The 24,572-nt window shown below is 73.3% G+C and carries 21 protein-coding genes and 1 tRNA gene; 10 read left to right on the top strand and 12 right to left on the bottom strand.

The features are described from left to right. The first annotated feature begins 72 nt into the window (after window positions 1–72). The gene (locus FB558_RS30340) at window positions 73–624 is read left to right on the top strand and encodes a TetR/AcrR family transcriptional regulator (RefSeq protein ID WP_142059484.1); all 552 of its coding nucleotides are present in this window, start codon (window positions 73–75) and stop codon (window positions 622–624) included. Between the two features lie 145 nt (window positions 625–769). On the opposite strand, the gene FB558_RS30335 is transcribed toward FB558_RS30340, so the two are convergent. From FB558_RS30335 to FB558_RS30325, 3 genes are all read right to left on the bottom strand, one after another. Then, window positions 770–3,646, bottom strand: coding sequence for an FAD-binding and (Fe-S)-binding domain-containing protein (locus FB558_RS30335; RefSeq protein WP_142059482.1), 2,877 nt, complete (start codon window positions 3,644–3,646; stop codon window positions 770–772). Between the two features lie 1,246 nt (window positions 3,647–4,892). Further along, on the bottom strand, window positions 4,893–6,242 hold the full coding sequence (locus tag FB558_RS30330) for a dipeptidase (RefSeq protein ID WP_142059480.1): 1,350 nt from the start codon (window positions 6,240–6,242) through the stop codon (window positions 4,893–4,895). A 44-nt stretch (window positions 6,243–6,286) separates the two neighbouring features. Next, a complete protein-coding gene (locus FB558_RS30325; RefSeq protein ID WP_246106866.1) occupies window positions 6,287–7,990 on the bottom strand; it encodes a class I adenylate-forming enzyme family protein in 1,704 nt (567 codons plus the stop codon). 56 nt (window positions 7,991–8,046) lie between these two features. Here FB558_RS30325 and FB558_RS30320 point away from each other — a divergent pair, with 56 nt between their 5' ends. Continuing rightward, a complete protein-coding gene (locus tag FB558_RS30320) occupies window positions 8,047–9,717 on the top strand; it encodes a fatty acyl-AMP ligase (protein ID WP_142059478.1) in 1,671 nt (556 codons plus the stop codon). 7 nt (window positions 9,718–9,724) lie between these two features. Here the strand turns inward: FB558_RS30320 and pth are convergent, their stop codons facing one another. From pth to glmU, 4 genes are all read right to left on the bottom strand, one after another. After that, window positions 9,725–10,315, bottom strand: a complete 591-nt coding sequence (gene pth / locus FB558_RS30315; RefSeq protein WP_142059476.1) for an aminoacyl-tRNA hydrolase — start codon at window positions 10,313–10,315, stop codon at window positions 9,725–9,727. Then, window positions 10,312–10,950, bottom strand: coding sequence for a 50S ribosomal protein L25/general stress protein Ctc (locus FB558_RS30310; RefSeq protein ID WP_142059474.1), 639 nt, complete (start codon window positions 10,948–10,950; stop codon window positions 10,312–10,314). The genes pth and FB558_RS30310 overlap by 4 nt, the downstream gene beginning before the upstream one ends. Before the next feature lie 370 nt (window positions 10,951–11,320). After that, window positions 11,321–12,292 (bottom strand): ribose-phosphate diphosphokinase, encoded by a 972-nt coding sequence (locus FB558_RS30305; protein WP_246106865.1) that lies wholly within the window; start codon window positions 12,290–12,292, stop codon window positions 11,321–11,323. A gap of 5 nt (window positions 12,293–12,297) precedes the next feature. After that, window positions 12,298–13,800, bottom strand: coding sequence for a bifunctional UDP-N-acetylglucosamine diphosphorylase/glucosamine-1-phosphate N-acetyltransferase GlmU (glmU, locus tag FB558_RS30300; protein WP_142059470.1), 1,503 nt, complete (start codon window positions 13,798–13,800; stop codon window positions 12,298–12,300). 253 nt (window positions 13,801–14,053) lie between these two features. Between glmU and FB558_RS30295 the strand changes: the two genes are divergently transcribed. Both FB558_RS30295 and FB558_RS30290 read left to right on the top strand, forming a co-directional pair. Then, window positions 14,054–14,524: a L,D-transpeptidase gene (locus FB558_RS30295; RefSeq protein ID WP_142059468.1), complete on the top strand. Its 471-nt coding sequence runs from the start codon at window positions 14,054–14,056 to the stop codon at window positions 14,522–14,524. 117 nt (window positions 14,525–14,641) lie between these two features. Further along, entirely contained in the window at window positions 14,642–15,079 is a 438-nt protein-coding gene (locus tag FB558_RS30290) for an OsmC family peroxiredoxin (RefSeq protein ID WP_142059466.1), read from the top strand. Window positions 15,080–15,206: 127 nt separating this feature from the next. Here FB558_RS30290 and FB558_RS30285 read toward each other — a convergent pair whose 3' ends face one another. From FB558_RS30285 to FB558_RS30275, 3 genes are all read right to left on the bottom strand, one after another. Then, a complete protein-coding gene (locus FB558_RS30285) occupies window positions 15,207–15,599 on the bottom strand; it encodes an EVE domain-containing protein (RefSeq protein WP_142059464.1) in 393 nt (130 codons plus the stop codon). A gap of 38 nt (window positions 15,600–15,637) precedes the next feature. Next, window positions 15,638–16,369, bottom strand: coding sequence for a VWA domain-containing protein (locus FB558_RS30280; protein ID WP_142059462.1), 732 nt, complete (start codon window positions 16,367–16,369; stop codon window positions 15,638–15,640). A 143-nt stretch (window positions 16,370–16,512) separates the two neighbouring features. Continuing rightward, a tRNA-Gln gene (locus FB558_RS30275) sits at window positions 16,513–16,583 on the bottom strand. Window positions 16,584–16,789: 206 nt separating this feature from the next. Between FB558_RS30275 and FB558_RS30270 the strand changes: the two genes are divergently transcribed. The 5 genes from FB558_RS30270 to FB558_RS30250 all read left to right on the top strand — a co-directional run bounded on the left by FB558_RS30270 (window position 16,790) and on the right by FB558_RS30250 (window position 21,823). Continuing rightward, window positions 16,790–17,740, top strand: coding sequence for an acyl-CoA desaturase (locus tag FB558_RS30270; RefSeq protein ID WP_142059460.1), 951 nt, complete (start codon window positions 16,790–16,792; stop codon window positions 17,738–17,740). 238 nt (window positions 17,741–17,978) lie between these two features. Continuing rightward, the gene (locus FB558_RS30265; protein ID WP_142060495.1) at window positions 17,979–19,202 is read left to right on the top strand and encodes a class I SAM-dependent methyltransferase; all 1,224 of its coding nucleotides are present in this window, start codon (window positions 17,979–17,981) and stop codon (window positions 19,200–19,202) included. Further along, window positions 19,199–20,047: a sugar phosphate nucleotidyltransferase gene (locus FB558_RS30260; RefSeq protein ID WP_142059458.1), complete on the top strand. Its 849-nt coding sequence runs from the start codon at window positions 19,199–19,201 to the stop codon at window positions 20,045–20,047. The genes FB558_RS30265 and FB558_RS30260 overlap by 4 nt, the downstream gene beginning before the upstream one ends. A 10-nt stretch (window positions 20,048–20,057) precedes the next feature. Next, entirely contained in the window at window positions 20,058–20,738 is a 681-nt protein-coding gene (locus FB558_RS30255) for a PIG-L deacetylase family protein (RefSeq protein ID WP_211366971.1), read from the top strand. Between the two features lie 59 nt (window positions 20,739–20,797). Then, the gene (locus FB558_RS30250; RefSeq protein WP_142059456.1) at window positions 20,798–21,823 is read left to right on the top strand and encodes an NAD-dependent epimerase/dehydratase family protein; all 1,026 of its coding nucleotides are present in this window, start codon (window positions 20,798–20,800) and stop codon (window positions 21,821–21,823) included. A 70-nt stretch (window positions 21,824–21,893) separates the two neighbouring features. Here FB558_RS30250 and FB558_RS30245 read toward each other — a convergent pair whose 3' ends face one another. After that, window positions 21,894–22,751: a hypothetical protein gene (locus FB558_RS30245; protein ID WP_142059454.1), complete on the bottom strand. Its 858-nt coding sequence runs from the start codon at window positions 22,749–22,751 to the stop codon at window positions 21,894–21,896. Window positions 22,752–22,913: 162 nt separating this feature from the next. Here FB558_RS30245 and FB558_RS30240 point away from each other — a divergent pair, with 162 nt between their 5' ends. Further along, the gene (locus FB558_RS30240) at window positions 22,914–23,186 is read left to right on the top strand and encodes a DUF2277 domain-containing protein (RefSeq protein WP_142059452.1); all 273 of its coding nucleotides are present in this window, start codon (window positions 22,914–22,916) and stop codon (window positions 23,184–23,186) included. Window positions 23,187–23,249: 63 nt separating this feature from the next. Here the strand turns inward: FB558_RS30240 and FB558_RS30235 are convergent, their stop codons facing one another. After that, window positions 23,250–24,518, bottom strand: coding sequence for a PQQ-dependent sugar dehydrogenase (locus tag FB558_RS30235; protein ID WP_142059450.1), 1,269 nt, complete (start codon window positions 24,516–24,518; stop codon window positions 23,250–23,252). Between the last annotated feature and the right edge of the window lie 54 nt (window positions 24,519–24,572).

Below are 24,572 nucleotides of genomic sequence, written 5' to 3'. Positions count from 1 at the left end.
TCCCTAGAATCGGAACGGTGACCCCGCTTGGAAGATACGGAACGTGCGCCCCGTTTAGCAACCCCCTCCTCGATGTCTGAACGACCGCTGCGCGCCGACGCCCGGCGCAACCGCGACCGGGTGCTCGCCGCCGCCCGCCGGGCCTTCGCCGAGCACGGATTCGCGGTGCCCCTCGACGACATCGCCGCGGCCGCCGGAGTCGGTCCCGGCACCGTCTACCGGCACTTCCCCACCAAGGAGGCGCTCTTCGAGGCCGTCTCGCTGGCCCGGGTGCAGGAGCTGGCCGCCGACGCGCGCTCCCGTGCCGACGCCGCCGATCCGGGCGCCGCCTTCGCCGGGTTCCTGGACCGCGTCATGGAGGAGGCGGACGCGAAACGCGACCTACCCGACGCGCTCGCGGGCGCGGGTGCCGCCGGGGTCGCCGAAGCGGTGGCCGAGATGCACGACGCGCTCGGGACGCTCCTGTCCCGGGCGCAGGACGCAGGCGCGGCCCGGCACGACGTCTCCGTCTCCGACCTGGTCGCGCTGCTCAAGGGTCTGCTGCACGCCGTACGCGCCGATCCCGACCCGCAGCTGCGGCACCGGCTGCTCGCCGTGGTCCGCGACGGGCTCCGCCCGAAGTAGGGAGGAGGATCAACCTTTCGACCGATCCGGGCGCGGCGGCGAGGGCCTAACGTGATCTGTGCGCGGGCGGGGTCGGGGGGACCCCGGTGGGGAGTCCCGCGCAGCGCGACCGGCCCCCTGCCCTTCGACGGGTGGCAGGGGCCGGTCAGCGTACGTCGCCGCGGGTGTTCACCCGGCGCCCGCGGAACCAGGCCCCGCCCCTGCGATCCGCGCGGAACCGTGGTGGCCGATCAGCCGGCGGCCGGCCGGAGCGCAGTGCCATCCGCAGCACCTGCGCCAGGTGCAGGGCCCGCCGTGGCGTCTGCTGCGCGATCTGGGTGCGGCAGCTGAAGCCGTCGGCCACCACGAGGGTGTCGGCGTCGGCGGCGCGGACCGCCGGCAGCAGCACGCGCTCGCCCACCGCCGTCGAGACGGCGTAGTGCTCGCGCTCGAAGCCGAAGTTGCCGGCGAGGCCGCAGCAGCCCGAGTCGAGCGTCCTGTTGGCGACGCCGGCCTTCGCGAGCAGCGCCTCGTCGGCGGTGAAGCCGAGGTCGGCGTGCTGGTGGCAGTGCTGCTGGGTGATCGCCGCACGGGCCAGCGCGGGCGGGGCCCAGTCCGGCGCGTGGCGCTGCAGGAACTCGGCGAGGGTGAGCGTGTGCTCGGCGAGCGCGCGGGCGCCGTCGGGCAGCACCTCGGTGGCGTCGGCGCGCAGGGCGGCGGCGCAGCTGGGCTCGAGCACGACCACGGGCAGGCCCGCGTCCACGTACGGGCGCAGCACCGCGACGGTGTGCTCCAGCACCCGGCGCGCCGTGCGGAGCTGGCCGGTCGTGATCCACGTCAGCCCGCAGCACACCTGGCCGGGCGGGACCAGTACCTCGAAGCCGGCGGCCTCGAGCACCTCGGTGGCGTCGCGCAGGACTTCGGGGGTGAGGTGGTTGTTGAACGTGTCCGGCCAGAGCACCACGGTGGGCCGCGCCGCATGCGGCCGGGGTGGGCGGCGCCGGAACGCGCCGGTGAACGTGGCAGGAGCGAAGCGCGGGATCTCCCGCTCGGGTGCGATCCCGCCCGCGCGCTTGAGCAGCGCACGCAGGCCGGGGGTGCGGCCGGCCAGGTTGACCAGGCCGGGCGCCAGTGACGCGATCCGCGCCCAGAGCGGGAGCCAGCCCATCGAGTAGTGCGACGCCGGGCGCAGCCGTCCGGCGTAGTGGTGCGCCAGGAACTCCGACTTGTAGGAGGCCATGTCGACGTCGACGGGGCAGTCGCTCTTGCAGCCCTTGCACGACAGGCACAGGTCCAGCGCGTCGCGGACCTCGGTGGAGCGCCAGCCGTCGGTGATCGTCTCGCCGCGCAGCATCTCCATCAGCAGGTGCGCCCGGCCGCGGGTGGAGTGCTCCTCGGCGCCGGTGACGGCGAAACTGGGGCACATCACCCCGCTCGGCTGCTTCACCACGCACTTGCCGACGCCGACGCAGCGGCGTGCGGCCTGGTCGATGCTGCCGCCGTCGTGGGCGAACGCCAGCAGCGTGCCCCGCTCGCGCGGCGGGTGGAAGCGCAGGCCGGCGTCCACCGGGTCGGGCTGCACGAGGACGCCCGGGTTGAGCAGGCCCTCCGGGTCCCAGATCGCCTTGAACGCGCCGAACGCCCGCATGACCGGCTCGCTGTACATCCGCGGCAGCAGCTCGGCGCGGGCCCGCCCGTCGCCGTGCTCGCCCGACAGCGACCCGCCGTGCGCGACGACGACGTCCGCGATGTCCTGCGAGAACGCCCGGAAGCCGGCCCGGCCGCGGTCGGAGACGAGGTCGAAGTCGATGCGCACGTGCAGGCAGCCCTCGCCGAAGTGCCCGTAGGTCACGCCCTTGCGGTCGTGGCGGCGCAGCAGCGCGGCGAAGTCCTCCAGGTACGCGCCGAGGTGCTCGGGCGGGACGGCGGCGTCCTCCCAGCCGGGCCACGCCTCGGAGCCGTCGGCCAGCCGGGTGGCCAGGCCCGCCCCCTCCTCGCGCACCCGCCACGCGACGCGCTGGGCGGCCGGCTCGGTGATCACCTGTGCGGTCGCGGCGTCGCGCAGCTCGGCGGCGAGGACGTGCGCGCGCTCCGCGGCCTCGGCCTGCGTGTCGCCGGTCATCTCGACGAACAGCCACGCACCGCCGTCCGGCAGGTCAACGGCGCCGCGGCCAGGACGGCTCGTGAACAGCGCGAGCAGCTCCGCGTCCATGCCCTCGACCGTGCCGGGGTGGTGCGGCAGGACCCGGGGCACGGCGTGGGCGGCCGCGATCGCGTCCGGGAAGCCGAGCACGAGCAGCACCGTCGCCGCGGGGAGCGGCACGAGCGAGACCGTGGCACCGAGCACCGTGGCGCAGGTGCCCTCGCTGCCCACGAGCGACCGGGCGACGTGGAAACCGTTCTCGGGCAGCAGCTGGTCCAGCGCGTAGCCCGACACCCGGCGCGACAACCCGGAGAACTCGCGGCGGATCTCCCCGAGGTGGCGCGACACCAGCTCCTGCAGGCGGGGGTGCTCCTGGCCGGCACCGAGCTGCATGCGCGTGCCGTCGGCGAGCAGGACGTCGAGCTCCTCGACGTTCTCCGAGGTCTTGCCCCAGGCCACCGAGTGCGAGCCGCACGCGTTGTTGCCGATCATCCCGCCGATCGTGCAGCGGCTGTGGGTGGACGGGTCGGGCCCGAAGCGCAGCCCGTGCGGGCGGGCCGCGGCCTGCAGCTCGTCCAGGACCACGCCCGGCTCGACGCGGGCGGTCCGCCGCTCCGGGTCGATCTCCAGGATCCGCGTGAGGTGGCGCGAGGTGTCCAGCACGACGCCCGGCCCGACCGCGTTGCCGGCGATCGACGTGCCCCGCCCGCGAGCGGTGAGGGGCACGCCGTGCGCACGGCAGGCCGCCAGTACCGCGGCGACGTCGTCGGCGTCGCGCGGGAAGACCACACCCTGTGGCACCCGCCGGTAGTTCGACGCATCGGTGGCGTAGAGGGCACGGGTGGCGGTGTCGAACGCGACCTCGCCGCGCACGCTCTCCCGCAGGGCCTTCTCGATCATGATCTCCCGCACCTCGGTTGCACGGTCCTCATTGTGAGCGCCTGCGAAATGCAGGCCGGCTCCGAGGTGCGGATGGGGGCGATCAGCACCACGAGCCCGGTGGCCACGAGCGTTCACCGGGTCGTGCGGCGGCCGGTCCGTGCCCCCGTCTCTGCCGGCGCCCCCCGTCTCTGCCGGCGCCCCCCGTCTCTGCCGACGCCACCCGTCTCCGCCGACGCCACCCGTCTCCGCCCGCGCCACCCGTCGACGGGGAGCGCGAGGGGAACCCGGGGGCGTGACCGGACACGAGGGGCGTGAGCACACCCCTGGACCGGAACCCCCGCCGCGGATCCCTTCCCCAGGGGGTGCTGCCCGGCGGGGCGGGTTGCGGTGGGCGCGCCGTTCCCGGCTCGACACGTCCTGCCCCACCTACACCCGTGGCCTCACTCGCAGTGGGCCCGGCGCCGGGCCCGACCCCTGCGCCGAAGATGGTCCGGTTGGCACAACCGCCGAACATCGTGGTCGTTCGGGCGGCCGTCCCCGACTTCGCGGCACGCCCGTCCACGACGAGCCCATCGCAGCCGGGTGTCCACGCGACTGGCTGTGGTGCCGTCCCCGAACCCCATCGACCACGACCATGAACAGCGAATCAGGGACCTGAGGCGCACTCCTGCAGCTGATGTCCCGATTCCGCCGGTCACGAAGGGGTGGACACGCCGCAGACCTGCCTGGTGATCATCGGCAGGGGGTCGACTGGACCACCGCAAGGTGCGCCGGCACCCACCAGGGGCGGTCTCGTCCAGAACAGGCCTGGGCCATGCCGGGAACGGCCGCCCACCCAGCCACGATATTCGGTAGTTGTGCCCACCCGGCCACCCCGCCACCGGCGGATCCGGGGGAAAGCGGGGCGACCGCACAGACACCCCAGGCCGAGGCGCGAGGCAGCGGTCGCGAGCCGGGAACGGCGCGCCCACCGCAGGAGGATCCACCGACGACCGAGACATCAGCGGGGTTCGATCTTTAGCAGACCCCGCCCACGTCTCATTGATCATGCAACGGGCGCGTTCCGCCGAACGCGAGACGGCCATGATCAGCGAGAGTGGTAGGAGAGCTGCAGATCTGCCGCCCTCCCACCACTCCTGGCGATCACCGGTCGCGCCAGCACGCGAGAAGTACGTCAGCGCGGTCGTGAGGGCCCTGGCGTGCGACTCGCACCGCGCGCCGTCGCGTGACCGAGGCCGGCGAACGCGTGCGGCCGACGCTCCGTCTACCCGGCGAGCTCTGCCAGCAGGAGGGCCTCGGCCAGCACGGCGCGGCCGAACATCGCCAGGTCCAGGCTCTCGTCGATGCCGTGCCAGCGGCTCGCCGGATCGCCCACGCCCGTGACCAGCACCGACGCGCCCGGGAAGACGCGGGCGAACTCGCCGATGAACGGGATCGAGCCACCGATGCCGGTCTCCACCACGGGGTTGCCGTAGGCCTGTGCGAAGGCGCGGCGCGCGGCGTCGTAGGCGGTGCCGGAGTTGTCCACGGTGAACGGTTGGGCGATCCCGGGCTCGGGCGTGACCGTCACGTGGGCGCCCCACGGCACGTTCGCCTCGAGGTGCTCGGCGAGCGCGCGCTGCGCCTTGACCGCGTCGTCGCCCGGGGCCAGCCGCATCCCCACGCGGGCGCGCGTCCGCGGCAGCAGCACGTTGGCCGACTCCTCGACGCGCGGCGCGTCGATGCCCAGCACGGCGACGGCGGGCTTGGCCCACGACCTCGTCGGGATGCTGCCCCCTGCGAGCAGCTGCACGCCGTCGAGCAGGCCGACGTCGGAGCGGAAGACCGCCTCGTCGAGGTCCGGGGCCTCCGACGTGCCGTGCACGAGCCCGGCGACCGCCACCTCGCCGTCGGCGTCGTGCAACGTGGCGAGCGCGCGGCACAGCGCGGTGAGCGCGTCGCCGACCGGGCCGCCGTAGACACCGGAGTGCGCGGGGCGCTCCAGCATCGCGACCTCGACCGTGACGTCGACCAGCCCGCGCAGGGTGGTGGTGAGGGCCGGGACGTCGACGGCGGGGTTGGCGGCGTCGGCGATGACGATGACGTCGCTGGTGAGCAGCTCGTGGTGCTCCCGCAGCAGCGCCGGCAGGGTGGGGGAGCCGGACTCCTCCTCGCCCTCCACGAACAGCGTGACCCCGACGGGCGGGCGCCCCTCGAAGGCGCGCAGCACGGCCAGGTGCGCCATCACGCCTGCCTTGTCGTCGGCGGCACCGCGGCCGTAGAGGCGGCCGTCGCGCTCCGTGGGCTCGAACGGCGGGCTCGTCCAGTGCTCGTCGCCACCGGTCGGCTGCACGTCGTGGTGGGCGTAGAGCAGCACCGTCGGGGTGCCCGGGGGGCCGGGGAACCGCGCGACGACGGCGGGTGCCCCGCCGTCCGCCGCGATCACGCGGACGTCGGCCGCCCCCGCGTCGCGCGCCAGCTCGGCCACGGCCTCGGCGCTGCGGCGGGTGTCCGCGGCGTGCGCCGGATCGGCCCAGATGCTGGGGATGCGGACGAGCCGCTCCAGGTCGGCGCGGGCTCCGGGGAGCGCGGCGTCGACGGCCGGTGCGAGAGCGCGGGCAGGCTGGTCGGACATGGCGCCCGATGGTAGCCGCGGGGCGGGCGCTCGGGGGCGCACGCTCAGGGTGGTGGCGGTGGTGGCGCGTCGGCCAGCTCCTGGCGCAGGTCGCGCTTCAGCACCTTGCCGGTGGCGTTGCGGGGCAGCGGCCCGCCGCGCCAGACGACCCGCGACGGCACGGCGAAGGCCGGGAGCAGCCCCGCGACGTGCGCGCGCAGGGCCTCCGTGTCGGCGGTCGCGCCAGGGGCGGCGCGCACCACGGCCGCCACCTCCTCGCCGAGCGTCGGGTGCGGGACGCCGACGACGGCCGCCTCGGCGACGTCCGGGTGGCCGTGCAGCACGCCCTCGACCTCGGCGCAGTAGACGTTCTCGCCGCCGCGCACGACGACGTCCTTGAGCCGGTCGACCACGTGGACCCAGCCGTCGCGCCGGAAACCGAGGTCGCCGGTGCGGAACCAGCCGTCCACGAACGCCGCGGCCGTCGCCTCCGGGTCGTTCCAGTAGCCGCGCACGATGTTCGGGCCCCGGAACCACAGCTCGCCGACCTCCCCGTCGGGCAGCGGCTCACCGGACTCCGGATCCGCGACGCGCAGGTCGGCGCCAGGGGCCGGGCGGCCGACGCTGTCGGGGTGGGCGGCGAAGTCGGGGCCGGTGTTCGCGCAGACGGCCGAGGTGGTCTCGGTGAGCCCGTAGCCGTTCGCGGCGGCGACGGCCCCGCCCAGCTCCGTGGCGATCCGCGTGACCAGCGCGGGCGGGACGGGGGCGCCGCCCATGCCGATGCGCGTCAGGGAGGCCATGTCGGCGGGGTGGGCGATGGCGAGCTCGGCGACGTCGCGCATCACCGTGGGCACGCCCGCCGCCGCCGTCAGCCGTTCCCGCCGGACCAGCTCGCGGGCCTGTTCGGGGTCCCAGCGGTACAGCGTCGCCAGCTTCGCGCCGGTCAGCACGGCTCCGTACAGCCCGTTCAGCCCGGCGATGTGGAACATCGGGTAGGCCAGGAGCGTGCCGGCCTGCGTGGTGGCCGGGGGCGGCGGCCCGCCGTGCGCGGACCACGCGGCCGCGCGGGCCTGCAGCAGCACGTTGAGCGCGTTCGTGCAGTGGTTGCGGTGGCTGCCGACGGCGCCCTTCGGCCGCCCCGTGGTACCCGACGTGTAGAGGATCGTGGCGTCGTCGTCGGGGTGCACGGCGACGTCGGGCAGCCCGGCCGCGGGATCGAGCGCGACGACGACGTCGGCCCACTCCCGCACGCCCGCCGGCGCGGGCCCCTCGCCGCGGACCCGCACGACCGGCGGCACCGACGCCCCCTCCAGGGCGCGCACCCGCTCCCCGTCGGCGACCAGGAGGCGGGCCCCGCTGTCGCGCAGCGCCCATGCCAGCTGCGCGCCGGTCCACCAGGCGTTGAGCGGCACGACGACCAGGCCGGACACCTGCGCGGCCCAGAACACGGGGCTCCACTCCGGGTAGTTGCGCATCGCGATCGCGACGCGGTCGCCCGCCCTGAGCCCGTGCTCGTCGCGCAGCCACGCCGCGAGCCCGGCGACCAGCCGCAGGTGCTCGGCGTAGTCGAGCCGCTCGTCCCGGTAGACGGAGAAGACGCGGTCGCCGAAGTCGGCGGTGGCGGCGCACAGCTCACGCAGCGTCGCCGGGCCGCGGCGGTAGACGCGCATCGTCTCGCCGCGGACGTCGGCGTCGGTCAGTTCGAACTCCGCGCCCGGCGCCGTCAGCGCGGCGAGCGCGGGCCCCAGCCCGGATCGGTCGGCATCCACGGCCACCGATCATCCGGGAGCGCCGTACGCGGCGACAGACCGTAGGCTCGCTGACCATGTCCCGGTTCCTCTCGATGCTGTTGGACTCCGCCGCCCGCTCGCCACGGGGGATGACGACCGGCGAGCCGACGGAGCCGGCCCGCCGGACCTGGCCGGAGGTGCACGAGACCGCCCGCCGGATGGCGGGCGCCCTGCGCGCAGGCGGCGGGGACCTCCCCGGCCTGGAGCGCGGCTCCGCCGTGGGCGTACTGGCGGGGGAGCCGGTGTCGATCGCCCCGGCCGCGCAGGCGGTCTGGCTCTGCGGCGGCAGCGTCACGATGCTGCACCAGCCCACCCCCCGCACCGACCTCGCCGCATGGGCCGAGGACACGGTGTCCGTGCTGGGGATGATCGATGCGCAGCTGGTGCTGCTCGGCGCGCCCTTCGACGCGCTGGCGCCGGTGCTCACCGAGCGCGGCATCCCGTTCCGGACGCTCGACACCCTCGCCGACGACGCGGAGGCCGTCGCGCCCGACGCGGACGTGGCGGGCGAGGACGACACCGCGCTCCTGCAGCTCACGAGCGGGTCCACGGCGGAGCCCAAGGCGGTGCGGATCACCCACCGCAACCTGCACGCCAACATCTCCGGCATGGTGGCGGCGTCGGCGCTGGACGTGGAGCGCGACGTGATGGTGTCGTGGCTGCCGCTGTTCCACGACATGGGGATGGTCGGGTTCCTGACCGTGCCGATGGCCACCGGGCTGGAGCTGGTGAGCGTCACGCCGGTCGACTTCCTCACCCGGCCGCTGCTGTGGGCGGAGCTGATCTCGAAGTACCGCGGCACCGTCACCGCGGCCCCGAACTTCGCCTACGCCGTGCTGGGCCGCCAGCTCGCGCGCGCCGAGCAGGGCTCGCTCGACCTCTCGTCGCTGCGCATCGCGCTCAACGGCGCCGAGCCGATCGACCCCGCCGCCGTCGAGGCCTTCACCGGGGCCGGGGCGCAGTTCGGGCTGCGCCCGGAGTCGGTGCTCGCGGCCTACGGCATGGCGGAGACCGCGCTCGGGGTCTCCTTCGCGCCCATCGACACCGGGCTGGAGGTCGATCGCATCGACGCCGACCAGCTGGAGACCCGGCGCCGCGCGGTGCCCGCCGCGGACGGGCCGACGCGCCGCTTCCCGCTGCTCGGGCCGCCGCTGCCGGGCATCGAGGTGCGGGTGGTCGGCGACGACGGCGGGGTGCTGGGCGAGCGCGAGGTGGGCGTGCTGCAGCTGCGCGGCGACTCGGTGACCCCCGGCTACCTCACCGTGGACGGTCCCGTCGCCACGCAGGACGCCGATGGCTGGCTCGACACCGGCGACGAGGGCTACCTCGCCGACGGCGCCGTGGTCGTCTGCGGCCGCCGCAAGGACGTGATCATCATGGGCGGCCGCAACATCTACCCCACCGACATCGAGCGCGCCGCGGGCACCGCCGCCGACGTCCGCGCCGGCAACGCGGTCGCGGTCCGGGTCGCGGCGGGCGAGGGCGGCCGCCACCGCGAGTCGTTCGCGGTGGCCGTGGAGTCGCGCAAGGCGGGCGACCCGGAGGCCGAGCAGCTCATCCGCAAGGACGTCACGGGCCGGGTGGTCTCCGCCGTCGGGGTGCGCCCCGCGGAGGTCGTCGTACTGGGTCCGGGCACGCTGCCGAAGACGCCGTCGGGGAAGCTGCGCCGCGCGGCGACGGGCGACCTGCTGCGCGCCCGCGTGTAACCGGGTATCAGCCGCTCAACGCGTGGAACTTGTTCTGCGCGGGCTCCAGCCCGTCGGACAGGAGCGCCTCCGTCGCGTCCGCCGCGAGGTCGACGGCGAACTCGATCTCCTTGCGCTCCGCGCCGGAGAAGCGCTTGAGCACGAAGTCGGCCGGGTCCTGGCGGCCCGGTGGGCGGCCGATGCCGAACCGGACGCGCAGGTAGTCGCGGGTGCCCAGCGACCCGGAGATCGAGCGCAACCCGTTGTGACCGCCCTCGCCGCCACCGCGCTTGAGGCGGATCACGCCGAAGCCGAGGTCGAGGTCGTCGTGCACGACCACGACGTCCTCGACCGGCACCGAGAAGTACTTCGCCAGCCCGGCCACCGGGCCGCCGGAGACGTTCATGTACGTCCGCGGCTTCGCGAGCACCACCCTGCGGCCGGCGAGCCGGCCCTCGAGCACGTCCGCGTTGCTGCGGTGCTTGGAGAAGCGGCCACCGCCGGCCCGCGCCGCGAGCAGCTCGACGACGCTGAAGCCGACGTTGTGGCGGGTCTCGGCGTAGCCGGGGCCCGGGTTGCCGAGCCCGACCACCAGAGCGGGGCCCGGCGCCACGATCAGCTCTCCGACGCCTCGGACTCGGCCGGGGTCTCCGGGGCGTCCTCGACCACACCTGCCGCCTCGAGGTCGACCTCCGCCTCGAGCTGCGCCTCGGTGGGCGACGCCACCACGTTGACGACGAGCAGCTCCGGGTCGGCCTTGAGCTCCGCACCCTCGGGCAGCCGCACGTCCGAGGCGTGGATCTGCGAGCCGACCGGGAGGCCCTCGACGGAGACCTCGATCTGCTCGGGGATGCTCGAGACGTCGGCCTCGATCTCGAGGGTGTTGAGCTCCTGCGCGACGAGCGTGCCCGGCGCGGCGTCGCCGGTGACGACCAGCTGCACCTCGACCGCGACCTTCTCACCGCGGCTGATGACCAGCAGGTCGACGTGCTCGATGTAGGGGCGGATCGGGTGCGTGACGACGGTCTTGGTGAGCGCCAGCTGCGGCTTCCCGCCGATGTTCAGGGTCAGCACCGCGTTGCGGCCCTGCTCGCGCACGACCCGCGCGAACTCGAGCTGCGGCAGCGAGAGGTGCTGCGGGTCGGTGCCGTGCCCGTACAGGACAGCGGGGATCTTGCCGGCGCGACGGGTGCGGCGGGCGGCGCCCTTGCCGAACTCCGTGCGGGTCTCGGCGTCGATACGGGCCTCGGCCACGGTTGTCTCCTCGATCGGAACTGCTGCGGTGGACGCGCGCGACGAGGCAGACCGGTGGGACCGGGTCTGCGTCGATCACGGCGGGCCAGCCTGCACCCGCCCTCGCCGCGGAACGGTCATCAACGATACGCCCCCGCCCCCACGACCCGGCGAGTCCCCCACCCAAGCAGCGCGAGTCCCCCACCCGAGCAGCATGAGTCCCCCAAACGAACAGCGCGAGTCTCCCGTCCGAACAGGGCGAGTCTCCCGTTCGGGCAAGGCGAGTCTCCCGTTCGGACAGGGCGAGTCTCCCGTTCGGACAGGGCTGTTGAACGTGAGACTCACGCTGTCGAGACGTGAGACTCGCGCTGTTCGGTCGGGGGACTCGGGGTCAGGCGTTGCCGTCGAAGAGGCTCGTGACGGAGCCGTCGTCGAAGACCTCGTGGATCGCGCGGGCGAGCAGCGGGGCGATCGAGAGGACGGTCATCGTCGGGAACCGCTTCTCGTCCGGGATGGGCAGGGTGTCGGTGAAGATCACCTCGCGGGCCCCGCACTGGGCCATCCGCTCGGCGGCGGGGCCGGAGAGCACGCCGTGGGTCGCCGCGACGACCACGTCCTTGGCGCCCTCCTTCAGCAGCACCTCCGCGGTCTTCGCGACCGTGCCGCCGGTGTCGATCATGTCGTCGATCACGACGCAGGTCCGGCCCTCGACCTCGCCGACGACGCGGTTGGCGACGGCCTCGTTCGGCCTGCGCGGGTCGCGGGTCTTGTGGATGAACGCCAGCGGGGTGCCGCCCAGCGTCTCCGCCCAGCGCTCGGCGAGCCGGACGCGTCCGGAGTCGGGGGAGACGACGGCGAGCTGCCGGTCTGCGTAGGTGCGCTTGATGTGCTCGGCGAGCACCGGCAGCGCGAAGAGGTGGTCGACGGGTCCGTCGAAGAAGCCCTGGATCTGGGCGGTGTGCAGGTCGACCGTCATGATCCGGTCGGCGCCCGCGACCTTGAACATGTCCGCGATCAGCCGGGCCGAGATGGGCTCGCGGCCGCGGTGCTTCTTGTCCTGGCGCGCGTAGCCCCAGAACGGCATCACCACGGTGATGCGTTTGGCCGAGGCCCGTTTGAGGGCGTCGACCATGATCAGTTGCTCCATGATCTGGTCGTTGATCGGAGCGGAGTGCGACTGCAGCACGAACGCGTCGCAGCCGCGCACCGACTCCTCGAACCGGACGAAGATCTCGCCGTTCGCGAACGAGTACGCCGACTGCGGCGTGATCGTCACGTCGAGGTGCTTCGCCACCTCGTCGGCCAGCTCCGGGTGCGCCCGTCCCGAGAAGAGCATGAGGTTCTTCTTGGGGGTCGCCGACATCGCGCTCACCGTGCTGTGCCTCCATGGACGTCGATGGCCGGATCGGCCGCCCGCGCGGCGGCCTCCGCGGCCGGAGTGCCGGGCCGCTTGCGCGCGACCCACCCCTCGATGGTGCGCTGTGACCCGGCCGACACGGCCAGCGCCCCCGGCGGGACGTCTTCCCGCAGCACAGCGCCCGCGCCCGTGTACGCACCGTCGCCGACCTGCACGGGAGCGACGAACGTGTTGTCGGACCCGGTCCGCACGTGGGACCCGACGACGGTGCGCTGCTTGCGCACCCCGTCGTAGTTGACGAACACCGAGGACGCCCCGATGTTGCTGTGCTCGCCGATCGTGGCGTCGCCGACGTAGGTGAGGTGGGGGACCTTCGTGCCGGCGCCGATGTCGGAGTTCTTCACCTCGACGAAGGTGCCGATCTTGCCGCGCTCGCCGAGCTGCGCTCCGGGGCGCAGGTAGGCGAACGGCCCGACGGACGCGCCCGGGCCGATGGCGGCACCCGTGCCGTGCGTGCGCACGACCACGGCCCCGGCCCCGATCTCGCAGTCGGTGAGCGTGGTGTCCGGGCCGACCTCGGCACCACCGGCGACCGCGGTGGCGCCGTGCAGCTGCGTGCCGGGGTGCAGCACGACGTCGGGCCCGAGGCGCACCTGCACGTCGACCCACGTGGTGGCGGGATCGATGACGGTGACGCCGTCGCGCATCCACCGTTCCAGCAGGCGCTGGTTCAGCTCCGCCCGGATGGCGGCGAGTTGGACGCGGTCGTTCACGCCGCAGACCTGCCAGGGGTCGCCGCAGCGGACCCCGCGCGCGTCGGCGCCGCTGCCACGGGCCATGGCGACGAGGTCGGTGAGGTAGAGCTCGCCCTGGCTGTTGGTGGGGCGCAGCCGGCCGATCGAGGACCGGAGGAACGCCGCGTCGAACGCGTAGACCCCGGAGTTGATCTCCCGCACGGCCCGTTCCTCGAGCGAGGCGTCACGCTCCTCGACGATGCGCGAGACCGTGCCGTCGGGGGCGTGCAGGACGCGGCCGTAACCGGTGGGGTCGTCGACCGCGCTGGTGAGCACGGTGACCGGCGACCCGGACGACGCGTGCTCCTGGAGCAGTTCGTGGAGCGTGCCGGACGCGAGGAGCGGGACGTCGCCGTAGGTGACGACGACCGGCCCGTCGAGGTCGTCGGGCAGCGCCTCCAGCCCGCACCGCACGGCGTGGCCGGTGCCCAGCCGCTGCTCCTGCTCGGCGGCGAGCACCGGGCGGGCGAGCTCGTCGGCCATGCCGGCCAGCGCCTCCCGCACCTGGTCGCCACCGGCGCCCACGACCACCACGAGGTGCTCGGGCTCCAGCGCGGCGACGGCGTGGACGGCGTGGCCGAGCAGGCTGCGTCCGCCGATCGGGTGCAGGACCTTCGGAACGGCGGACCGCATCCGGGTGCCCTCGCCCGCGGCGAGCACGATCGCGGCGGCGGGACGGGCCGGTGTGCCGGACGACCCCGGCCCGTACGGGTCGAGCATCTCAGCCCTCTCCCTGGTTCTGCTGCTGCGGACCGGCGCGGCGAGCGGAACGGCGATGCCGCGGGGGCGCGGCTCGACGCGCCGGTGCCGGCGGTCGGGACCGGGGAATCGTACGGGGTCGCCCGTCCGTGCGCTGCCACCCGGTGAGGCGGCGTAACCGGCACGGGCAGCCCGTCGTTGTCCCGGCCGAGCACGCTGCGTGCCGGAATCGTCACGGACCGGACACGGAGGCACCAACAGGGGAAGGCGTTCGATGGGCAAGCACAGCAGGGCCGCTCACCTGCGTCCGGGTTCGGTGGTGGCGGCCGTGCTGGTGGTGCTCGCCGGGTGGGGGGTCGCCGGCACCGCGCACGCCGAGGACGGGCAGGTCGCGGGCACGCCCTGCAGCGACGAGGCCCGGGCGTGCGTCGACCTGGCCGCCAAGCACGCCTGGCTCATCGAGGACGGGACGGTGGTGCGGGGGCCGGTCCCGATCAGCCCGGGCTCGCCGGGCCACGAGACCCCGACCGGTGACTTCCGGGTCGAGTGGAAGAACACCTACCACCGCAGCAAGGAGCACGACGGCGCGCCGATGCCGTTCGCCGTGTTCTTCGCCGAGGGCGGCATCGCGTTCCACGAGGGCAGCCTCGACAGCAACTCCTCGGGATGCGTGCGCCTCGGTCACGAGGACGCCATCCAGTTCTACGACTTCCTCCAGGTCGACGATCGGGTCGAGGTCCGGTAGTCGACCGTTCGCCGTCGGTCACCCACCGGTCGGCTCATCGTCGGTGCCATCGCGGATGATCCGCGCGACGAGCCAGTTGTCAGGGTGGAACCGACGACGAGGAAGGGACCGCACACCATGGCGACGCGCACCGCCCGGACGGCCTGGAACGGCTCGATCCAGGAGGGCTCCGGCCAGGTCGAGCTCACCAGCAGCGGCGTCGGCACGTTCGACGTCAGCTTCCCGAAGCGGACCGCGGACGCAGCGGACGGCACCACCAGCCCCGAGGAGCTCATCGGGGCGGCGCACACGGCGTGCTACGCGATGGCGCTCTCGGCGGAGATCGGCCGCGCGGGGGGCACGCCGCAGTCGCTCGACGTGAAGGCCGACGTGACGCTGGGCGCGGACCCCGCGGGCGGGTTCCGGATCTCGGAGATCGCGCTGACGGTCCGCGCCGAGGTCGAGGGGCTCGACGCGGCCGCGTTCGAGCAGGCCGCCCAGGCGGCCAAGGCCGGCTGCCCGGTCAGCAAGGCACTGGCAGGCACCACGATCACGCTGGACGCCGCCCTCGACTGAGGGGCGGCCGAGGCGATCTCGAGGGGAAGAGGGGTTGACATGAGGTGCACGGGGAACGGGCGTCCGCCCGAGCCGCCGCCGCGTCCCGGCGGTCGCTGAGCAGAACAACGAACGGCACTTCCGTCGGCTAGGGGGCGACGGAAGTGCCGTTCGTCGCGTCCGGGATTCCCAGCAGCTCGCACAGGCGCGTCCACACCGCGTCCGGGACCGGGAAGCACCGCTGCACGAATCCGGCCCGCAGCGCCGGCCACTCCCGCAGCACGGGATCGGCCCGCATCCGCGCGAGCGGCAGCGGTTGCGGGAACCGCGCGACCAGCCGCACGTCGCAGACCGGGGCGCCGCCTGTGACCACCGCGTCGGAGCGGACCGCGACGAGGTGGCTGATGTCCTTGCGCTCCCGCGACCGGTACACCACGCCGAGGTCGCCTGCCCGCGTGGCGGGGGAGCAGCACCAGGAGGCCCCGGGGAGGTCCAGATCCGGGTAGGCCTCGGGCCGGGTCGTCCACACCCAGCGACGCATCGGGCGACCTCCTCCCCGGGTGAGCCTCGGCGCAAAGGTCAGGACGAGAGGACCCCCGCGCCGGTCGCCTCCTTGATCCAGCTGTCCCACTCGTCGACCATCGCGTCCGCGAATGCGAGGTCGCTCATGCCACCCGGGTCCGGGATGAACTTGGCGTCCACGTTGTCGAGCGGCCGCTTCGCCGGTCCGAGGTCATCGAGCGTCTGCAGGTAGTCGACCGGCCGGATCGCCAGGAACTTGATGAACACCGGGTAGGCCGCGAGCTCGCACACCAGCCGGGTTGCCGCCGTTCGTGAGTCGGGAGACCCGTCCGTCACGATGATCGCGAAGATCGGCGAGCTCGCGCTCTTGGCCATCGCTAGCAACTCCTGCAGCGCTCCCGCGAGGTTCGTCGATCCCATCTTCCCGTTGCGGAACACGTCCCGGTCGACGGCACCTTCGTAGTTGTGGACGCCCACGACCGTGGTGGGCCACACGCGCGAGTCGAAGGGGATGACCGGGATCTCGCCGTCGACGTCGATCTGCAGCGCGAACCCGAGCGCGCGCTCGACGAGCATCTGCACGGTGCCGTTCTTGTAGTCGCTGCGCATCGACGCGGAGTGGTCGAGGAGCAGGACGGCCTGGGCGCGGACGCCGGCGAGGTCGCGCTTCGAGAGGGAGATTCCGGCCTTCTGCGCGCGCTTGGCCAGGTTCATGTGCGCGTCGCCGAGCTCGGCCAGGTCGACTGCGGGCGCGCCGGCCGGATCCTTCACGAGGTTGATCGACTTCAAGGGGTCTCCTCCGGGGGACGGTCTGCGCCGCCGGCGTCCGGTTGCGGCCCGCGGATGGGGCGCACACGAGCGCGTTGTCGGCGCGCCCCAGTTCTGCCCCTCGGTCTCGAGGGCCAGAACTGCGACACCTGCGCCACCAGCCGCTCCGCCGCCAGGATTCGAACCTGGACCATCGGAACCAAAATCCGAGGTGCTGCCGTTACACCACGGCGGATCAGGTGTCCATCCTGGCACGACCCGGGAACGCGCCGGCGGGGCACCACGTTGGCGGTACGGGTGGTGGTGTCCGGGCGCTTCGGCCGGTTCGCCCGTTGTTCGGCGTGCGGTGGGTGTGGAGGACACGAGGGTCGCCTAACCTCGCCGACGGACCGCGATCGGCACACCGCCCGGTGACCGCGTCGCCCGACCCCGAGGAGCACGATGACCGCCACCGCCGAGGACGGCGTCAAGGACCCGCTGACGTCGGGACCGAACCCGGTGATCTCCGGGCGGCGCACGGCACTGCAGCACTCGTTGATCTACGTGTTCGTCGCGGTGCCGATGGTGGCGCTCGTGGCGGCCGTGCCGCTCGTGTGGGGCTGGGGTGTCGACTGGCACGACCTGCTGCTGCTCGCGGTGTTCTACGTGATCGCGGTGCTGGGCGTCACGGTCGGCTTCCACCGCCACTTCACCCACAAGTCGTTCAAGGCGAAGCCGTGGCTGCGGGTCGCGATGGCGATCACCGGCTCGCTGGCCGTGCAGGGCAACGTCCTCAACTGGGTCGCCGACCACCGCCGCCACCACGCCTATTCCGACCGGGAGGGCGACCCGCACTCGCCGTGGCTGTTCGGCACGTCGCCGCTCGCGGTCGCGCGCGGGTTCCTGCACGCCCACATGACCTGGTTCTTCGACCGCAACGAGACGAACCAGCGCCGCTTCATCCCGGACCTGCTCGCCGACCGCGCGATCGTGCGGGTGAGCCGGACGTTCGGGGTCTGGGTGGCGGTCAGCCTGCTGCTGCCCGCGGCGCTGGGTGCGCTCCTCTCGTGGTCCTGGAGCGGGGCGATCACCGGGTTCTTCTGGGGCGGCCTCGTGCGGCTCGCGATCTCCAACCACGTCACCTGGTCGATCAACTCGATCTGCCACATGATCGGTGAGCGGCCCTTCCGGTCGCGCGACCGCTCGCGCAACTTCTGGCCGCTGGCGATCCTGTCCATGGGCGAGTCCTGGCACAACCTGCACCACGCCGACCCCACGTGCGCCCGCCACGGCGTGCTCCGCGGGCAGATCGACATCTCGGCGCGGCTCATCTGGATCTTCGAGCGCTTCGGGTGGGCCTACGACGTCCGGTGGCCGACCACGCGCCGGCTCAGCCGCCTCACCGCCGGCTGAGCCGGTCGGTCCGTCCTGACCAGCCCGAACCGGAACCGCCCGGTCACCGGCGCAGTCGATCTCCCCGGCGCCGCGCCACCCCACCCCGGCGTCCCCGCCTCGCCGCTCGTGGAAGACTGGCGCCCGTGCGCAGGGGAGAGAGCGCACCTCGCGACAACGGGGGGTCGCCGCGGTGCTGACCGACAACGCCGTCCAGACCGATGACGAGTCCGGGGGGACACGAGCTGACGTTCCGGCGCTGACGTGCCGGCTCTGCGGTTCCACGCAGCTGCGGAGCTTCCTCGACCTCGGGGCCACGCCGCCGTGCGAGCGGATCCTCACGGCGGAGGAGACCGAGGCGCCGGAGCTGACCTACCCGCTGCACGTGCGGGTCTGTGAGCAGTGCCTGCTCGCCCAGCTCCCGCCGCTGATCACGCCCGAGGACACCTTCACCGAGTACGCGTACTTCTCGTCGTTCTCGACGTCCTGGGTGGAGCACGCCCGCCGGTTCGTCGACGGTGCCGTGGAGCGGCTCGGGCTGGGACCGGAGTCGTTCGTCGTCGAGGTCGCGAGCAACGACGGCTACCTGCTGCAGCACGCGGTGCAGCGCGGGATCCGGTGCCTGGGCGTCGAGCCGTCGGTGAACGTCGGCGAGGCCGCCCGCGAGAAGGGCGTGCCGACGCTGACGGCGTTCCTCACCCCCGAGACGGGTGAGCAGGTGCGTGCCGAGCACGGGCCGGCCGATCTGGTGTGCCTCAACAACGTCTACGCGCACATCCCCGACGTCATCGGGTTCACGCACGGGCTGCGCTCCATGGTGGCCGACGACGGGTGGGTCTCGATCGAGGTGCAGCACCTGCTGACGCTGGTGGAGCGCACCCAGTTCGACACGATCTACCACGAGCACTTCCAGTACTACACGCTGCTCACCGGGCAGCGGGCGCTCGCGGCCGGCGGGCTGAGCCTGGTCGACGTGGAGCTGCTCGACACCCACGGCGGGTCGATCCGCATGTGGGCCCGGCCCAGCGAGGTGGCGGGCGAGCCGTCCGAGCGGGTGCGCGAGGTGCTGGCCGCCGAGGAGGCCGCAGGGCTGCACACCGCGGAGGGCCACGACGGGTTCGCCGAGGCGGTGTCGCGGGTGCGCGACGACCTGGTGGCGTTCCTCGTCGACGCGCGGCGCGCCGGCCGGTCGGTCGTCGGGTACGGCGCCCCGGGCAAGGGCAACACGCTGCTGAACTACTGCGGCATCCGCCCGGACCTGCTCGCCTACACGGTCGACCGCAACCCCTACAAGCACGGCAAGTACACGCCGGGGATGCGGATCCCCGTGCTGGCGCCGGAGCAGATCGCTGCCGACCGGCCCGACTACGTCCTCGTCCTGCCGTGGAACCTGCGGGACGAGCTGATCGAGCAGCTGTCCTACGTGCGCGAGTGGGGCGGCAAGCTGGTGTTCCCGATCCCCGAGCTCGAGGTGGTCTCGTGAAGGTCGTGCTGTTCTGCGGTGGGTACGGGATGCGCATGCGGGACGGCGTGTCCGACCTGCCCAAGCCGATGCACCCGGTCGGCCCGCGGCCGCTGATCTGGCACGTGATGCGCTATTACGCGCATTTCGGCCACAAGGACTTCGTGCTGTGCCTGGGCTACGGGGCGCACCACATCAAGGACTTCTTCCTCAACTACTCCGAGACCGCGTCCAACGACTTCGTGCTCCGCGGCGGGGACGTGCAGCTGCTGGGCAGCGACATCTCGGACTGGACGATCACGTTCGTGCACACCGGGCTCGACTCGCCGATCGGGGAGCGGCTGCGCCGCGTGCGCAGGCACGTGCAGCGTGAGGAGATGTTCCTGGCCAACTACGCCGACGTGCTCACCGACCTGCCGCTGGACTCGATGATCGACCGGTTCCGCCGCTCCACGGCGGTCGGGGCGCTGCTGGCGGTGCCGCCGCAGTCGGCCTTCCACTGCGTGGAGATGGGTGACGACGGGCTGGTCGGGGGCATCTCGACGCTGCAGGAGATGCCGCTGTGGGAGAACGGCGGCTACTTCGTGCTGCGCCCGGAGATCTTCGACTACCTGCCCCCGGGCGGCGACCTGATCGCGGACGCGTGCCGGCCGCTGGCGAAGGAGGGCCGCCTGCTGGGCTACCAGCACCGCGGGTTCTGGCAGCCGGCCGACACGGTGAAGGAGCGGCACGCCCTGGAGGCGGCCTACCAGGCCGGGAACCGCCCGTGGATGCTGTGGGAGCGCGACCCCGAGGAGCCGGTGCCCGGCCCGGATCCCCTGCAGGCCGCGATCGCGGCGATGCAGGACGAGCTCGTCGAACGCTGAGCAGAGTGCCGTGCTGAGCCTGCTGCCCGAGCGCCTCGACCGGATGGTGCTGCTCGGCGCCCACTGCGACGACATCGCGATCGGCGCCGGTGGTGCGCTGCTGGAACTGTGCCGCGCCCACCCCGGCGTCACCGTCACGGCGCTGGTGCTCACCGGCGGCGGCTCGCTCCGCGAGGAGGAGGAACGCGCGGCGCTGAGCGCGTTCTGCCCCGGCGCGGCGCTCGACGTCACCGTCCTCGACCTGCCCGACGGGCGGGTGCCCACGCGGTGGGAGCGGGCCAAGCTCGCCGTCGAGGAGCTGCGCAGCCACGGCGAACCGGACCTGATCCTCGCTCCCTCTCCGCACGACGCCCACCAGGACCACCGGACGCTCGCCGAGCTCGTCCCCACGGTCTTCCGCGACCACCTGACGCTGGGCTACGAGATCCTCAAGTGGGACGGCGACCTCGCCCAGCCCACGGCCTACCTGCCGCTCTCCGAGCTCGTGCTGCGGGAGAAGGTCGCCAAGCTGCACGAGCACTACGGTTCGCAGCGCGACCGCGCCTGGTTCGACCACGAGACGTTCGCCGGGCTGGCCCGCATCCGCGGCGTGCAGTGCCACGCCCGCTACGCCGAGGCGTTCCACATCGCGAAGCTCGTGCTCGGCGTGGCGCCGCTCCCGGGCACCGACCCGATGGACGGGATCCGGTAACGGGCCCGCTCAGCGGCTCGACGCAGAAGTAGACGACCGACCGAAGGGAAACAGCACCCGTGCGCATCCTCCTGACCGGGCACCAGGGCTACCTGGGCACCGTGATGGCCCCGATCCTCACTGCGGCCGGTCACGAGGTGACCGGCCTGGACAGCGGGCTGTTCGCCGACTGCGTGCTCGGCTCGCTGGACTCACCCGACGTGCCGGGTCTGTCCACCGACCTGCGCGACGTCACCACGTCGCAGCTGCAGGGCTTCGACGCGGTCGTGCACATGGCCGCACTGTCGAACGACCCGCTGGGCTCGCTCGCTCCCGAGATCACCTACGACATCAACCACCACGCGTCCACGCGCCTGGCCCGGCTGTCGAAGGAGGCGGGCGTGGGTCGGTTCGTCTACGCCTCCACCTGCTCGGTGTACGGCGCCCAGTCCGGCGACGACCTCGTCGACGAGGACGCCCCGCTCAAGCCGGTCACCCCCTACGCGATCTCCAAGGTGCGCGTGGAGGACGACCTCGCCGAGCTCGCCGACAGCGACTTCGTGCCGGTCTCGATGCGCAACGCCACCGCGTTCGGCTTCTCGCCGCGGCTGCGCGCCGACATCGTGCTGAACAACCTGGTGGGCCACGCCGTCCTGTCGAACGTGGTCAAGGTGCTCTCCGACGGCACGCCGTGGCGCCCACTGGCCCACGCCGAGGACATCGCCGGTGCCGTGGTGGCCGCGCTCGCCGCGCCCGCCGACGTGGTGCGCGCCCGCGCGTACAACGTGGGTACCGAGAAGAACAACCGCACGGTCGCCGAGATCGCGGAGGCCGTGGTCGAGGCCGTGCCCGGCTCGGAGCTGTCGATCACCGGTGAGGCCGGCAACGACCCGCGCTCCTACCGCGTCGACTTCGCCCGCGCCCGCAAGGAGCTCGGCTTCGAGGCGCAGTGGTCCATCCCGGACGGCGCGGCGCAGCTGGCGAAGGAGTACCAGGAGCGCGGCCTCACCCAGGAGGCGTTCGACAAGAAGTTCACGCGCCTGGCAGTCCTGAACGCCCGCCAGCAGGCAGGCGAGCTGGACGAGGGCATGCGCGTCATCTCCTGACACCCCTAGCGCACCTTGGAGCCTTACTGCTGTATCTCGGCTCGAGAACAGCAGTAGGGCTCCAAGGTGCTCAGGTGGGGAGGGTGGCGCGGACCGTTCGCACCATCTTCCGGTCGTCTCGTAGGAGCGGCGCTGTAACGAAGACCACCGTCCAGTCCAGCGCGTGGACGCGGTTGAGCCGGTCGCGGTCGCGGTTCAGTGCCCACGACTCCCCGTCGCGCCAGTCGCCGTCGTACTCGACGGCCACCTTGTGCTCGGGGAACGCCAGATCGACCCGGGCGATGCGCCCGCCGCCGTCCTCGATCCAGTACTGGGGTACCGGGTCGAGGCCGGCCAGGACGAGGTGCACCCGCATCCGCGACTCCGGCAACGACTCGGCGCTCGGGTCCGTCAGCGTGACGGCCTGCCGCGCGAGGACGATCCCGTTGTCCGACCGGGTCGCGACCATGCGCTCCACGGCTGCGCGCTCGACCTTCCCCGCGCGCAGCATCGCGTCCAGGTCGGCCACCGCGTCCGGGAGCGGTCGGCAGAGCAGCAGGTCGAGCGCCGTCCGCAGCGGGGAGGCGAGGCGTCCGCCTGCCCACGGTTCCCAGTCGTCGGGCTCGATCTCCGTCCGCCGCACGGAGATCCCGTTCCGGTACCCGATCCGCATCTCCAACGGCGCGAGGACCTGCACGTCGTCCTCCGGCCACGCGAGCGCAACCCCACGCACTGTTGCCGCGGAGCGGCCTGTGATCACCGCTCCTTCCGGAAGGGCCAGGGCGAGGGCCCGGCAGCGGAGGCCGTGGGTCAGCTTGGCACCGGGAGCCGCGTACACGTCCCGGGTGAGGCGTTGCAGTGCGGTGCTGCGCAGCTGCCCGCGCGTGAGCATCCCGCTGGCCACGGCTTGGGATCCCCGGAAGACGAGGGGGAGGGGAGGAAGATTCATGACGGTGACGGTCCGGCAAGGACCAGACCCGGCAGGATTTCCATCCACACCCCATCCACAAAAGGATCAACATCCCGCACCTTGGAGCCGTCCTGCTGTTTTTCGGCGCCGAGAACAGCAGTACGGCTCCAAGGTGCGGGTCGTGGGTGCACGATGGGGGGCGTGTGCCGCAACATTCGGACCTTGCACAACTTCGAGCCGCCTGCCCGATCGGACGAAGTGCAGGCTGCAGCCCTGCAGTACGTGCGGAAGATCAGTGGTTCCGCGCAGCCGTCGCAGGCCAATGCCGAGGCGTTCGCCCGGGCCGTCGAGGCGGTCGCGGAGGCCACGCAGCGGCTGCTCGACGAGCTGGTGACGACGGCCCCACCGAAGGACCGCGAGGTGGAGGCGGCCAAGGCGAGGGAGCGGGCAGCTCTCCGCTACGGCACGCGCTGACCCCACCTTGGAGCCGTACTGCTGTTCAGAGGCCGAGAAAACAGCAGTAGGGCTCCAAGGTGCTCAGACGGGGGTGATGCGCAGGACCTGGTCGTCCGATCCGTTCGACGTCGACACCAGGAGTGCTCCGTCCGTCGTCAGGCGCACTGCGCGCAGGCGGCCGTACGCGCCGTCCAGGGGAGCGGGCACGCTGACCTCCGCGACCGCGCCGTCCGGGCCGAGGCCCATGAGCAGCAGCTTCTCCCCGCGCAGGGCCCCGACCGCCAGGTCCCCGTCCAGCTCGCCCCACTGCGGGCCGGACAGGAACGCGGCACCGGAGATCGCCTCCACCGGGCTGCCCGAGCTCCACGCGGCCGGGACCGCGTCCGGGAACCGATCGAGGTCGGTCATCGGCACGGACTCGTCGTAGCCGCCGACGGTGCCGCCCTGCGACGGGTCCCACCCGTAGTTGCCGCCCGCGCGCAGGCGGTTGACCTCGTCGTCGGTGGTGGGGCCGTGCTCGGCCGTGTAGACCTCCCCGGTGCCCGGCTGCACGGCGACGCCCTGGACGTTGCGGTGCCCGTAGGTGTACACGAGCTGCTGCGCCGGGTTCTCGGCGTCGGCGAACGGGTTGCCCTCGGCGGGCTCGCCGGTGGCGAGGTCCAGGCGCAGCACCTTGCCGCCCAGCGAGGCCAGGTCCTGTGAGAGCGCGCCGCGGGCGGTGTCGCCGGTGCCGACGAGCAGGCTGCCGTCGTCCGCGACGGTCGGGCGGCAGCCGGAGTGCCGGCCGGACGGGTTGATCGGGAGCCCGCCGACGAGCGGGTCCGCCACCCGGGTCGCCGCGGCCCCGTCCGCCGACAACTCCCACGTCACGAGCCGGACGTCGGTGGGATCCCCCTCCTGCATGTGGGTCTGGCAGGTGGTGAAGCGGCGCGACTGCGCGAAGTCGGGGTGCACGACCATGCCCATCAGCCCGCCCTCGCCGCGGACGTGGACGTCGGAGAGGTCGGCGGCGACCGGGGTGACCGTGGCGCCGGGGGTGGTGCCGGAGAGCAGCACGATCCGCCCGCCCCGCTCGGTGACGAGCGCGCGGCCATCGGGCAGGACGCCGATGTCCCAGACGTGGGCGAGGCCGGCGGCCACGACCTCGACCTGCAGGTCCGGGGTGCCGGTGCGGCTGGGGGCCGGGCTCCCCGTGGTGCCCGTCGCGGCCGGTGCGGTGCCCGCGCCCCCGCCCCCGCCCTCGACGGAGGCGGCGTCCGGGCTGGTGCACCCGGTGATGCCGAGCACGGTGGACACCCCTGCCGCCACGACGGCTCGCCGGACCGGACCGGAAACCCATCCACGACGCATACCGCTCATCCTGGCGCCGTCCGGGTGAGTTCGCCGTACTCCGTCGCTCGTCGT

Origin of the sequence: Pseudonocardia kunmingensis, assembly GCF_006716445.1 — a bacterium.
In the GTDB taxonomy this organism is placed as follows: domain Bacteria; phylum Actinomycetota; class Actinomycetes; order Mycobacteriales; family Pseudonocardiaceae; genus Pseudonocardia; species Pseudonocardia kunmingensis.
The sequence above is the reverse complement of the archived record's forward strand: the minus strand, read 5'-3'. Positions and strand labels throughout refer to the sequence as shown.